This is a genomic window from Micromonospora sp., from assembly GCF_048594385.1.
Taxonomy (GTDB): domain Bacteria; phylum Actinomycetota; class Actinomycetes; order Mycobacteriales; family Micromonosporaceae; genus Micromonospora; species Micromonospora wenchangensis.
The window spans coordinates 1-12289 of the sequence record NZ_JBMDWU010000076.1 but is presented as its reverse complement, the minus strand read 5'-3'; the positions used below and the strand labels follow the sequence as shown (position 1 = coordinate 12289).

The following is a 12289-nucleotide window of genomic DNA, read 5'->3' as shown; positions in this document are numbered from 1 at the left end:
GCAGATCACCGACCCCGAATACGCCACCCTGGCCTTCCTCAAGGGCCTCAAGCAGGTCGACGGCTGGCAGGACATGCCCCTGACCAAGGCCGCCCAGACCGTCCAGGTCTCCGCCTACCCCGACCACTACGCCCAGTGGGAACAGCAGGCCGCCGACCTCGTCGCCAAGCACTGGAACAGCTGACCCCGTACGACACGATGGCCGGCACCCCACCCGGGGTGCCGGCCATCGGCGTGTGTGGCGGCGGGTCAGACCCGGTAGCCGGCGGCGCGGGCCGCCTCGCGGTCCCGGCGGCGTTCCCGGCGTCGGCGCAGGAACCAGACCACGAACGCCACCATGCCCAGCAGGAACGCCAGCACCAGCACCGGCAGGATGATCGCCACCAGGGACATCAGCACGCTCGTCGCGTCCTCGGCGGTGCTGGCCACCGGTGCGCCGAAACCGGCGGTGGTCGCGTTGACCACCGGTCGGGCCGCCGCCTTGAACAGGTGCACCCCGAGCGCGATGGCGACACCGGCGGCCACCGGCACCCACTGGTGGGACGAGAAGAACCCGCCCGGGTCGCTCACCGTCACCGTCTCCGAGCCCGACCCCGCGCCGAACGCGAGGCCACCGGCGGTGGGGCGGACCACCGTCTGCACGACGTCGTTGACGTGGTCGACCACGGGCACCTTGTCGGCGACGACCTCGACCGCGAGCAACGCCGCGAGGATCGCCAGCACCCACCCGTTGCCCAGCCACTGCCAGCCGCTGGGCAGGTCGATCAGGCTGGTGTAGCGGGCGAGCAGACCCATGGTGAGCAGGGGGATGTAGGCGTTCAGACCCGCCGAGGCGGCGAGCCCGGTACCAGTGAGGACTTCGAACACCATCTCAGCATCGCACCGGCGCGCCAGTGCCGCGCGACGGCGACGGGTCGGTCCTCGGCTACCCTCGTCGGGTGCGTCTGGTGATTGCGAAGTGCTCGGTGGACTACGTCGGACGGCTCTCGGCGCACCTGCCGCTGGCCACCCGCCTGCTCATGGTGAAGGCGGACGGGTCGGTGTCGATCCACGCCGACGACCGTGCGTACAAGCCGTTGAACTGGATGAGCCCGCCCTGCCGGCTGGAGGAGGCCCCCGGCGTGTGGCGGGTGGTCAACAAGGCCGGCGAGGAGCTGCGGATCACCCTGGAGGAGGTCTTCCAGGACACCTCGTACGAGCTGGGCGTCGACCCGGGCCTGCGCAAGGACGGCGTCGAGGCGCACCTGCAGGAGCTGCTGGCCGCCAACCCGGAGACGCTGGGGGAGGGCTTCACCCTGGTCCGGCGGGAGTACATGACCGCGATCGGCCCGGTCGACCTGCTCTGCCGGGACGCCGACGCCGGCGCGGTCGCCGTCGAGGTGAAGCGGCGCGGCGAGATCGACGGCGTCGAGCAGCTCACCCGCTACCTCGAACTGATGAACCGGGACCCGCTGCTCGCCCCGGTGACCGGCGTGTTCGCCGCCCAGGAGATCAAGCCGCAGGCCCGGGTCCTCGCCACCGACCGGGGTATCCGCTGCGTCGTGGTCGACTACGACCGGCTGCGCGGCATCGTGCGCGACGAGCTGACCCTGTTCTGACCGCCGGCCGGCCGGGCGGGAACCACCCGCCGGGCGGGTCAGCGGCGGCCGTACAGGGCCTTGGTGATCTTGACGATCCGGGCCACGTCGGTCGGGGTCCGCTCGAAGGTCATCGCGGGCAGCAGCGACCGGGCCCGCCGGCGGGTGACCGACTTGGCCCGGCCGAACTCGCGCAGCCCGTCCTCACCGTGGATGCGGCCGAAGCCGGAGTCGCCCACCCCGCCGAACGGCAGCGTGGACATCCCGGCGAAGGTGAGCGCCGAGTTGACCGACGCCATCCCCGAGCGCAGCCGGCGGGCGATCGCCACCGCGTCGCGTCGCCCGAACACCGAACCCCCCAGGCCGTACGGCAGGGCGTTGGCCCGGCGTACGGCCTCGTCGGCGTCGGCGACCCGGGTGATGGTCACGGTGGGGCCGAAGGTCTCCTCGCGGATCGCCGACGCGGACTCCGGGACGTCCACCAGCACCGTCGGGTGCACGTACGGCGGCTGTACGGCGGCGGGACCGCCCACCACCGCCCGCCCCCCGGCGGCGATGGCCTCGTCGATGTGCCGGCGGATCACGTCGAGCTGGCTCGGCATGGTGATCGGACCGAGGTCGGCGGAGTCCGCGCCGACGGTCAGCCGCTCGGCGCGGGCGACCACCTTGCCGACGAACTCGTCGTAGACCGGTGCCACCGCGTAGACCCGTTCGATGCCGATGCAGGTCTGCCCGGCGTTGGTGAGCGCGCCCCAGACGCACGCCTCGGCGGCGGCGTCCAGGTCGGCGTCGGCGTCGACGATCATCGCGTCCTTGCCGCCGGCCTCCAGCAGCACCGGGGTCAGCGACTCGGCGCAGGCGGCCATCACCGCGCGGGCGGTCGCCGTGGAACCGGTGAAGGCCACCTTGTCGACGCCCGAGCGGCACAGCGCCGCGCCGACGTCGCCCAGGCCGTGCACCGCCGTGAACACCGGCTGCTCCGGCACCACCTCGGCGAACGTGTCGACCAGCCACTGCCCGACGACCGGGGTGTACTCGCTGGGCTTGAGGACGACCGCGTTGCCGGCGGCCAGCGCGTAGGCGGCGGAACCGACCGGGGTGAACACCGGGTAGTTCCACGGGCCGATCACCCCGACCACGCCGTGCGGCTGGTATTCGAGGTGACCGGAGAACTCGGCGAGGATCAGCCGGGAGCGGACCCGGCGCGGCCCCAGCACCCGGCGGGCGTTGCGGGCCGCCCAGTCGATGTGTTCGATGGCGGTGAGCACCTCGACGACGGCGTCCCCGACCGGCTTGCCGCCCTCGACGTGGATCAGCTCGGCCAGCTCCTCGACCCGCTGGGCGAGCAGGGCCCGCCAGCGCAGCAGCCGGGTGCGGCGGCCGGTGAAGCCGAGCCCGGCCCACCACTGCCCGGCCGTGCGGGCGCGGGCGACCGCGTGGCCGACCTCCCCGGCGGTGGCGACCGGCACGCTGCCGGCCTCGTCGCCGGTGGCCGGGCTCGTCGAGACCAGCCGCCCGTCGGAGATGACCGGGGTACCCGGGACCTGCACAGCCGTCATGGCGGCAGTCTAGCCCCGCAAGCTACCCGCTGGTAGTTGTGAATGCCGCTCAGCTATCGCTCCGTCGCCGCCTGTTCGGTGGACACCGGATGTCCGCCAGGGGTCGTGGAGATGACCGGGCGGGTGGTGAGCTGGTCACGCGAAGCTGGCAGGCTGACCGCGGGGCGACGGTGGGTGGGGAGCTGACTGTCCATGCAGGATCATCCGGAACTGAGGCCACTGCTGACGGTGGCCGCTGGCCCGATGCGCGGGGCGAGCTTCCGCGTCCGGCCCCAGCCGCAGGTGATCGGCCGGGCACCGACCGCCGACATCGCGGTCGCCGACGCGCACCTGAGCCGGCGGCACGCCGAGGTACGGCTGACCGACGACGGGGTGGTCCTCGTCGACCTGGGATCGACCAACGGCACCTGGCTCAACGACCGGCGGATCACCGACGCCGAACCGCTCACCGACGGCGACGTGATCCGGCTCGGCCGTACCGAACTGCGCTACTTCGACCCCGGACTGGCCACCACCGATCCGGTCGGCCTGCGCTTCGCCGGGGGGTCCCTCGGCCGCCGGGACCACCGGCCCACGCTGCCGCTGCCGCCGCGCCCTCCCGGCTCCACCGACGCCCTGCCGGCCGCCCCGGCCCCCGCGCCCAGCGCCGTCGACGCCTGAGGCGGACGGGGACCGGCCTCCCCCGCCCCGGCCCCGACGGATAGCCTTAGCGTTCGTTCAAGTCGGCAACGGCGGAATCAACCAGGGAGGCCGGTCGTGGCGCGGGAGTTCACCAGGGTGGGCGTGGTGGGTCTGGGCACCATGGGTGCCGGCATCGTCGAGGTGTTCGCCCGCAACGGTGTCGACGTCGTCGCGGTGGAGATCTCCCCGGACGCCCTGGCCCGGGGCCGGGCCACCCTCACCCGGTCGACCGACCGGGCGGTGGCGCGCGGCAGGCTGGCCGTGGCCGACCGGGACGCCCTGCACGCCCGGGTCGACTTCCAGGTCGGGCTGGACGCGCTGCACGCGGTCGACCTGGTGGTCGAGGCGGTCCCCGAGCGCCTCGACCTCAAGCGGCGGATCTTCGCCGAACTGGACCGGATCTGCCGGCCCGACACCATCCTCGCCACCAACACCTCCTCGCTGGGCGTCACCGACATCGCCGTCGCCACCGGTCGCCCCCACCAGGTCGTCGGCCTGCACTTCTTCAACCCGGCACCGGTGATGAAACTGGTCGAGGTCGTCCGCACCGTGGTCACCGCCGCCGACGTGGTCGACGACGTCGAGGCGCTCTGCACCCGGCTCGGCAAGGTCGGCGTGACGATCGGCGACCGGGCCGGATTCATCGCCAACGCCCTGCTGTTCGGCTATCTCAACCAGGCGGTGAGCCTGTTCGAGGCGCGCCACGTCACCCGCGAGGACCTCGACGCGGCGATGACCCTGGGCTGCGGCCTGCCGATGGGTCCGCTCGCCCTGCTGGACCTGATCGGCCTGGACACCGCGTACGAGATCCTGAACACCATGTACCGGCACGGCGGGCGCAACCGCCGGCACGCCCCGACGCCGCTGATCCGGCAGATGGTCACGGCGGGACTGCTCGGCCGCAAGACCGGACGCGGCTTCTACACCTACGACAAGCCGGGCTCGGCGCAGGTCGTACCCGACCCGGCGACCCCGACCGCCGTCGACGACGCGCCGGGCACCACGGCCGTGACCAGGGTCGGTGTCGTCGGCTCGGGGACGACGGCGGCCGATCTCGCCGCGGTGTTCGCCGCCGCCGGCCACCAGGTGGTCGCCGTCGGCGCCGACGGGCCCGCCGGGACCGCCGGGGCGGTCCGGACCGCGCTCGACGAGGGCGTCACCCGGGACGATCCCGACCCGTCCGGCCGGGACGCCGCCCTGGCCCGGATCACCTGGGCGGACGCGCTGGAGCAACTCGCCGACGTCGACCTGGTGCTCGAGGCGACGGCGGGGGAGCCGGACACCACCCGGACGCTGTTCGCCCGCCTCGACGAGGTCTGCAAGCCGGGCGTGGTGCTCGCCACCACCACCTCCACACTGCCGGTGATCGAGCTGGCGATGGCCACCCGCCGTCCCGCCGACGTGCTCGGCCTGCACTTCTGCACCCCGGTGCGGGCACGCACGCTGGTCGAGGTGGTGACCACCGTCCGGACGTCGCCGGAGGCCACCGCCACCGCCCGCGCGGTCTGCGCCGCCCTCGGCCGGACCACGCTGGTCTGCGACGACCGGGCCGGCTTCGTGGTCGACGCGCTGCTCTTCCCGTACCTCAACGACGCGGTGCAGATGCTGGCGGCCGGTTATGCCGGCGTCGACGACATCGACCACGCGATGACGCTCGGCTGCGGCTACCCGACGGGCCCGTTCGCGCTGCTCGACGCGATCGGTCTGGACCGGGCGCTGGCCGTGCAGCGGGCGCTGTACCGGGAATCGCGCGAACCGGGCCTGGCCCCCGCGCCGCTGCTGCACCACCTGGTCACCGCAGGTCACCTGGGTCGCGCCGCCGGCCGGGGCTTCCGCGAGCACACCGGGCGCTGATCCGGGTCAACGGTGGACGCCGGTGACGGCGTCTGACGGGTGTGACCTTCGAGGAGTACGTCAGCAGCCGGGGGCCGGCGCTCGTCCGGCTGGCCCGGCTGCTGACCGGCGACCCGCACCGGGCCGAGGACCTCACCCAGGACGTGCTGGCCCGGGCGTACGTGCACTGGCGGCGGATCGTCCGCACCGACCGCCCCGACGTGTACGTACGCCGGATGCTGGTCAACGCCAACCGGTCCTGGTGGCGGCGGCGGTCCAACCGTGAGCTGGTGGTCGACGGCTTCGTCGAGCGGGCGGGGCGGGCGGACGTCGGTGGCGAGGCGGCCGACCGGGACGAGTTGTGGCGACTGATCCGCCGACTGCCCGACCGTCAGGGGGCCGTGCTGGTGCTGCGCTACTACGAGGACCTCGACGACGCGACGATCGCCCAGATCCTGGACTGCTCGCCGGGCACCGTCCGGACCCACGCGCTGCGGGCGCTCACCCACCTGCGGGCACGCCTCGGTGTCCCCACGACGAACGGGAGCCGGTCGTGACCGAGCTGGACCAGCGGATCAGCGAAACCCTGCGGGAGCGGGCCGAGGGGCTGGTGGACATCGACCGGCTGACCGTCCGGGCGGTGGTCGGGGGCCGCGCCCGGCGTCGTCGTCGGCGGGTCGGGGTGGGTGTCGCCCTGGGCCTGGTGGTGGTGCTCGGTCTCGGCGTACCCACCGTGGCGGACCACTCGGGGAGACTGCCCTGGACGTCCGCCGAGCCGTCGCCGGCGACTGTCGTGCCGCCTCGGGCACCGACGGCGGCGACGGCCGCCCTCCGGCCGGACCTGGTGGGTACGGACCCGACCCTGCTGCACTTCGGCATCGACCCGGCGCGGGCCGGCTATCTCGGCTGGGAGGCCGGGCAGGGGGTGGAGAGCGTCCGGTTGGCCGTCAGCGGGGGCCGGCAGGTCGTCCTCGACCTCGGTCGTACGCCGGCGGACGTGGAACAGGCGCTGCACGAGGGAATGAGCTACGGCACGGCGCCGGACGCGGAGTCCGAACTGGTGACCGCGGCGGACTTCGACGGCACCGTCCGGACGGTCGCCCCGGCCGGTCCCGGCGGCGAGCCCGGGTGGATCCTGCGCTGGCAGCCCGTGGCGGGCCTCTACGCCCGGGTGACCACCGTCGGTCCGAACGACCGTGACCTGCGGACGGTGGCGCAGGCGTTGCGGCTGGACGAGGCGTACCGGTGTGCCACGCCGCTGCGGCTCACCGCGCTGCCGCCGGATGCCCGGCTCGCCCGCTGCGCGGTGAACCTCGTCGACCTGCCCGACTCGGTGGACGTCCTGCTCACCGTGCTGCGTGGCGAGGACCAGCGGCTCGACGTCCGCCTGGAGTACCACGCGGAGTTCGTCGGCCGCCGTACCGAAGGGAACCGGACGATCGGTGACCGGGCCGGCTACCTGCATCCGAGGGGCGACGAACTGGAACTGCTCGGACTGACCGGGGCCAGGCTCGCGGTCCGCTTCGGCCCGCCCCGCCGGGGTTTCACCGAAGCGGACGCGGCGACGGTCCTCGGCGGGGCGGTGCTGGCGGACGACCTCACCCGTCCGGCGACCTGGGACTGACCGTAACCTTGGCAAGGTGAGCCCCCGTCGCAACCGTCCCCGCCGCGAGGACACCGGCCAGTTGGACGCCGAACGGGCCCGGCACGGCGTGGAGTCGGTGCAGCAGTGGCGCGACGGCGAGTGGCAGGTACGCGGGATCAGCGGCGGGGCGTCCGTCAAGACGTACCGCTGCCCCGGATGTGACCAGGAGATCCGACCCGGGGTGGCGCACCTGGTGGCCTGGCCGGCCGACGGCGCGGGTGACCTCACCGACCGGCGGCACTGGCACAACGGCTGCTGGCGGGCCCGGGACCGGCGGGGACCGAACCTGCTACGCGGCCGGGGCGCTCCCCGCTACGGCTGACCGGTCCGGCCGGATGGGCGATCTGGATCACCCCGGTTGTGCCCCGGGCGAGCGACGGCGGCGGGTTCGGGTCAGACTGGGGCGGTGAGCACACCGATCCGCGCGTCGTCGATCCTGCCCGGCCACCGGGAGGACATCGAGCTGCACACCGCCGACGGCCTGCGGCTCGTCGGGGAGCTGGCCCGCCCGGTCGACCGGACGCCGGCGGGCACCCTGGTCTGCCTGCACCCGCTGCCCACCCACGGCGGGATGATGGACAGCCACGTCTTCCGCAAGGCGGCCTGGCGGCTGCCCGCCCTGGCCGACCTGGCGGTGCTCCGGTTCAACACCCGGGGCACCGGCAGCGTGCGGGGCACCAGCGAGGGCGCCTTCGACAACGCGGTGGGCGAACGGTTCGACGTCGCCGCCGCCATCGAGTACGCCGAGTTCCACGAGCTGCCGAACATCTGGCTGGTGGGCTGGTCGTTCGGCACCGACCTGACCCTGAAGTACGGCTGCGACCCGGCGGTGGCCGGGGCGATCCTGCTCTCCCCGCCGTTGCGTTTCTCGCAGCCCGGCGACCTGGCCGTCTGGGCGGAATCGGGTCGGCCGCTGACCGCGCTGGTGCCCGAGTTCGACGACTACCTGCGCCCCGAGGAGGCCCGGCGGCGCTTCGCGGCGGTGCCGCAGGCCGAGGTCGTCGGCGTGCCCGGGGCCAAGCACCTCTGGGTGGGCGACGCCGAGCGGGTGCTCGACGAGATCGTCAGGCGGGTGAACCCGGCGGTGCCGCTGCCGCTGCCGACGAGCTGGGACGGCCCGATGGAGACCGGCGACGTCAGCGCGTACGCCGACCGGACGGTGGCCGCCTTCGCCGACACCCCCGTGCCGGGGCCCGCCGCCGACTGAGCCCCTTCCGGTCGGCTCAGCGGCGGTCCTGGCGGGGGAGCACCACCTCGCGCAGGATGAGCTGGAGGGCGGCGACGACCGGGATGGCGATCAGCGCGCCGACCACCCCCATCAGCGCCACCCCGAGCAGGGCGGCGAGCAGCGCGGCCACCTCGTTGACCTCCACCGACCGCCGCATGATCTTCGGGTAGATGAGGTAGTTCTCCACCTGCTGGTAGAGCACGAAGAAGACCGCGCAGGCGATGCCGATCGGCAGCGCGGTGGCGAAGCCGACCAGACTGACGACCACCGCGCCGAGGGTGGCCCCGATCTGCGGGATCAGGTCGGTCACCGCCACCACCACGGCCAGCGCGAACGGATAGGGCAGCCCCACGACCAGGGCGAAGACGAAGCTGGTCGCGCCGGCCAGCACCGCGATGCTCAGCGCCCCCACCATGTACGCGCCGACCTTGGTGAGGATCTCGTCGCCGATCAGGCTGACCCGCTGCCGGCGTGACCTCGGCACCAACGCGTACCCGAGATCGCGCAGCCGGTCGAAGTAGGCCAGGAAGTAGATCGTCAGCACCAGCACGGTGAGCACCCGGAAGATCGTGCCGAAGATCAACTGGGCGCCGCCGAGGACCCCGCCGAGCGCCCGGCCCACGGTGTCCGCGTTCGCCAGCTCCTGCACCCGCCGCATCACGTCGTACCGGACCACCAGGTCGTTGACCGTGCGGTTGCGGCGCAGCTCCTCGACATAGCTGGGAAGCTGCTCGATGAACTGCCCGGTCTGGGTCACCACCGGCGGCACCAGCGCCACCAGCCCGGCGACGATCAGCAGCACCAGGGTCAGCGCCACCACCGTCACCGCCAGCCCGTGCGGCAACCCCCAGCGGCGCAGCCGGACCACCGCCGGGTTGAGCCCCACCGCCAGGAAGAGCGCGATCACCACCAGGACCAGGATGCCGCCGGCATTGCGGATGCCCAGGAACACGGTGTACGCCAGCAGCACGCCGAGCGCCCCGGTGAAGCCGACCAGGAAACTGCTGCGGCGCAGTGGCCGACCGGGTCGACCGAACCGCCCCGACCCGGTGGCGACCGACCCGGCGTCGTCGTCCCCGGGGGCGTCCCGCGCTGGTGTGCCCCGCGCCGGCTCGTCCCGTGCCGGTTCGTCCCGCGCCGGCTCGTCCCGTGCCGTGGGGCGGGGGGTGGGGGCGTCGGCGTCCGTCGGTACGACTTCAGGGGTGCTGTCCCGGGTCGCGTCGTCGCGTGCCGGGCCGTGCTGTGCCACCGGACCTCCCCAGTTCCGCCCCGACGCGGCACACCGGAGCGGATCAGCCGACCCACCCGGCGGGCACCTACCGTACGGGCTCCTGCCCGCAGGGTAGTGGGACGGGTGCTGCACCGGCCACCCCGGGGCACCCCATCGTGCTCACTCGGACTCGACGGTCACCGTGCTCGGCTTGGCACTGCGCTCGTCGGTGGTCGGCTTGCTGGGCCGCTTGCCGTTCTCCCCGGTACTGGTGATCTTCGTCGGGGTGGCGCCCCGGCCGGCGGCACCCGGAACCGCGGCGACCGTCGGTTCACCGTCCACTCCGGCGCTCGCCGTCCCGCCGTCCACCGTGGTCACCGGCTCGGCCTTCGGCTTCGCGGCACCGTCCGTACCGCCGGTCGGCTTCGTGCCGTTGGCGCCCGGACCGCCGGCCGGCCTGGTGACGGCCACGACCGAGTCCGCACCGGCGACGACCGGCTTCTTCCCGGCATCGCCGTCGGCGGAGGGCTTCGCGCTGGCGACCGCACCGGAGCCCACCGGCTGCGGTGCCGGGGCGTCGGCGGTGCGCGTCGGCTTCGGCTTCCTGCCGTTGCCGAGCGGACCCGTCCCCGGCCGGTCGCCGTCCGGGGACGGCACCACCGCGTCGACGCCCACCGGCGTCGCGGCGCTCGTCCGCAGGGCGGTGACGTCCCGTTGCAGATCGTCGTGCTCCTGCCGCGCCTGCCAGGTCTCCTGACGCAGGTCGGCGAGCTGCTGCTGGGCCTGGGCGATCTCCAGCATCACCCGGGCGAGCTGCTGCCGGCCGGCGGCCGCCTCCTGCTGGGTGGCGGCGAGGTGCTGCTGGGTGGTCGCCAGGTGCTGCTGGGTCGTGGCCGCGTACTCGTCGAACTGCCGGCGGGAGGCGGCGACGTGCTCGTCGGCCTGGCGACGCTTCTCGGCGGTCTCCCGCTCGACCCGGTCGAGCAGCTCGGTGGTCTCCTGCTCCACCCGCCGACGCAGCTCGGTGGTCTCCTGCTCGGCCGTGCGGCGCAGCGTCGCCGCGTCCGCCTCGGCGGCCCGGCGGATCTCGGCCGCACCCTGCTCGATCTCGTCCCGCCGGGCGGCCCACTCCCGTTCCAGCTCGGCCTGCCGCGTGCCGTGCTGCTGTTCCAGCTCGTCGTGCCGGGCCCGGTGCTTGCGGTCCAGCTCGTCGCGGCGCTTGGCGAACTCCTGCTCGGCGGCGGCCCGGCGCTGGGCCAGCTCCCGGTCGGCGGCCTCCCGCCGGCCGTTGACCTCCTGCTCCACCCCCGCGCGCCAGGCCCCCAGCTCCTGCTGCGTCTGGGCGCGGGACTGCTGCACGTACGCCTCGGTCTCGGTGCGCATCCGCTGCACGTACGCCTCGGCCTCGGCCCGGCTGCGTTGGGCCGTCTCGGTCGCCTCGGTGGTCAGCCGCTGCGCCTCCTGCCGGGCGCGTTCCCGGGTCGCCTTGGCCGCGCCGTCGGCGTCGTCGGTGACCTGCTTGGCCTGCTGGAGCGCCTTGGCGTGGGTGGCGCGGCTGGTCTCCGTCGCCGAATCGACGAGCCGCCGGGCCTCCTGCTGCGCCTTGAGGTGCACCTCCTTGGCGGCCTCGCGCAGGTCGGTGGCCTCCTTCTGGGCCTTGGCCAGCGCCGCCTTCGCCGTCTCGCGGAGCTTGGTGGCCTCCTGCTGGGCCCGGGTGTGGATCTCCTTGGCGGTGTCGCGGAGCTGGGTGGCCTCCTGCTGGGCCCGGTTCAGGGCCTCCTGGGCGGCGGTCCGCAACCGGTTGGACTCGTCCTCGGCGGTGGCGCGCAGCAGGGTCGCCTCGTCCTTGGCGGTGCTGCGCAGCCGAGCGGCCTCCTGCTTGGCGGTACGCACGGCGGCGTCCGCCTCGGCCTTGCGGGCCGTGGTGTGCCGTTCCTCCTCGGCACGCCGGGCGGCGAGCGCGATCTCGAAGTCCTTGAGGGCCCTTGCGGCCTGCTCACGGGCCTCGTCGATGATGTGCTCGGCGGCGGCCCGGCGGGCCTCGATCTCCTCGTTGGCGGCGACCAGGATGGCGTCCGCCTGCTCCTCGGCGAGGGCGAGGATCTGCTCGACCCGGGGGCCGAGATGCTTGAAGGAGGCCCGGTCCACCACCCCGACCTGCTTGCGCACCTGGGCGAGATCCCGCTGCAGGTGCTCGACCTGACCGGCCAACTTGTGGATCTGGGTGTACGCCTGTTCCCGCTCACCCGTCAGCGTGGCGATCTCGTGCTCCGCACGAGCGACGTACCGGTCGACCTGTCGTTTGTCGTATCCACGCAGAGCGGACTCGAAGCTGGGCTCCGTCGTCACATCCCCGCCGAGAGCGAACAGTTCCTCGCCGTGCGACATGCCCCCATCCTCACACGCATCCGGCCCTCCGGGGGCGATACGGACGCCGCTGTGGGGAGCTGTTTCAGTGCTGTCCCGCGACAGGGTGTCACAGGGCGGGAACGGGCGCGGGGGGGGGGGGGGGGGCGACGCGGCGGGCCCCCCCCCCCCCCCCCCAACACCCACCCC

The 12289-nt window shown here is 73.9% G+C and carries 11 protein-coding genes and 1 pseudogene; 8 read left to right on the top strand and 4 right to left on the bottom strand.

Translation table 11 applies throughout. From position 1 onward, the window contains the following. Window positions 1-184, top strand: a pseudogene (locus ACOJTC_RS03600) (hypothetical protein); the annotation flags it as partial. A 65-nt stretch (window positions 185-249) separates the two neighbouring features. Here the strand turns inward: ACOJTC_RS03600 and ACOJTC_RS03595 are convergent. Then, the gene (locus ACOJTC_RS03595) at window positions 250-867 is read right to left on the bottom strand and encodes a DUF4126 domain-containing protein (RefSeq protein WP_145923013.1); all 618 of its coding nucleotides are present in this window, start codon (window positions 865-867) and stop codon (window positions 250-252) included. A gap of 71 nt (window positions 868-938) precedes the next feature. On the opposite strand from ACOJTC_RS03595, the gene nucS reads away from it, so the two are divergent. Then, on the top strand, window positions 939-1598 hold the full coding sequence (gene nucS / locus ACOJTC_RS03590) for an endonuclease NucS (protein ID WP_420115723.1): 660 nt from the start codon (window positions 939-941) through the stop codon (window positions 1596-1598). Window positions 1599-1636: 38 nt separating this feature from the next. Here nucS and ACOJTC_RS03585 read toward each other — a convergent pair whose 3' ends face one another. Continuing rightward, window positions 1637-3136 carry an aldehyde dehydrogenase family protein gene (locus tag ACOJTC_RS03585; protein ID WP_420115722.1) on the bottom strand — a complete coding sequence of 500 codons (1500 nt, stop codon included), beginning with the start codon at window positions 3134-3136 and terminating at the stop codon, window positions 1637-1639. Window positions 3137-3328: 192 nt separating this feature from the next. Between ACOJTC_RS03585 and ACOJTC_RS03580 the strand changes: the two genes are divergently transcribed. The 6 genes from ACOJTC_RS03580 to ACOJTC_RS03555 all read left to right on the top strand — a co-directional run bounded on the left by ACOJTC_RS03580 (window position 3329) and on the right by ACOJTC_RS03555 (window position 8502). Beyond that, on the top strand, window positions 3329-3796 hold the full coding sequence (locus ACOJTC_RS03580; protein ID WP_204928133.1) for an FHA domain-containing protein: 468 nt from the start codon (window positions 3329-3331) through the stop codon (window positions 3794-3796). A 96-nt stretch (window positions 3797-3892) separates the two neighbouring features. Continuing rightward, window positions 3893-5671, top strand: coding sequence for a 3-hydroxyacyl-CoA dehydrogenase family protein (locus ACOJTC_RS03575; protein WP_420115721.1), 1779 nt, complete (start codon window positions 3893-3895; stop codon window positions 5669-5671). 41 nt (window positions 5672-5712) lie between these two features. Continuing rightward, window positions 5713-6207: a SigE family RNA polymerase sigma factor gene (locus ACOJTC_RS03570; RefSeq protein ID WP_420115720.1), complete on the top strand. Its 495-nt coding sequence runs from the start codon at window positions 5713-5715 to the stop codon at window positions 6205-6207. After that, window positions 6204-7274: a hypothetical protein gene (locus ACOJTC_RS03565; protein WP_420115719.1), complete on the top strand. Its 1071-nt coding sequence runs from the start codon at window positions 6204-6206 to the stop codon at window positions 7272-7274. The genes ACOJTC_RS03570 and ACOJTC_RS03565 overlap by 4 nt, the downstream gene beginning before the upstream one ends. Before the next feature lie 16 nt (window positions 7275-7290). Continuing rightward, window positions 7291-7617 (top strand): hypothetical protein, encoded by a 327-nt coding sequence (locus tag ACOJTC_RS03560; protein ID WP_088642767.1) that lies wholly within the window; start codon window positions 7291-7293, stop codon window positions 7615-7617. Between the two features lie 84 nt (window positions 7618-7701). Then, window positions 7702-8502 carry an alpha/beta hydrolase gene (locus tag ACOJTC_RS03555; protein ID WP_420115718.1) on the top strand — a complete coding sequence of 267 codons (801 nt, stop codon included), beginning with the start codon at window positions 7702-7704 and terminating at the stop codon, window positions 8500-8502. A gap of 16 nt (window positions 8503-8518) precedes the next feature. Here the strand turns inward: ACOJTC_RS03555 and ACOJTC_RS03550 are convergent, their stop codons facing one another. Next, window positions 8519-9772, bottom strand: a complete 1254-nt coding sequence (locus ACOJTC_RS03550; RefSeq protein WP_420115717.1) for an AI-2E family transporter — start codon at window positions 9770-9772, stop codon at window positions 8519-8521. A gap of 141 nt (window positions 9773-9913) precedes the next feature. Then, entirely contained in the window at window positions 9914-12121 is a 2208-nt protein-coding gene (locus ACOJTC_RS03545) for a hypothetical protein (protein WP_420115716.1), read from the bottom strand. Between the last annotated feature and the right edge of the window lie 168 nt (window positions 12122-12289).

Bases quoted from the DNA above. Each gene is read 5' to 3' on its own strand.
- ACOJTC_RS03585 (WP_420115722.1), bottom strand. From the start codon at position 3,136: ATGACGGCTGTGCAGGTCCCGGGTACCCCGGTCATCTCCGACGGGCGG.
- ACOJTC_RS03580 (WP_204928133.1), top strand. From the start codon at position 3,329: ATGCAGGATCATCCGGAACTGAGGCCACTGCTGACGGTGGCCGCTGGC.
- ACOJTC_RS03545 (WP_420115716.1), bottom strand. From the start codon at position 12,121: ATGTCGCACGGCGAGGAACTGTTCGCTCTCGGCGGGGATGTGACGACG.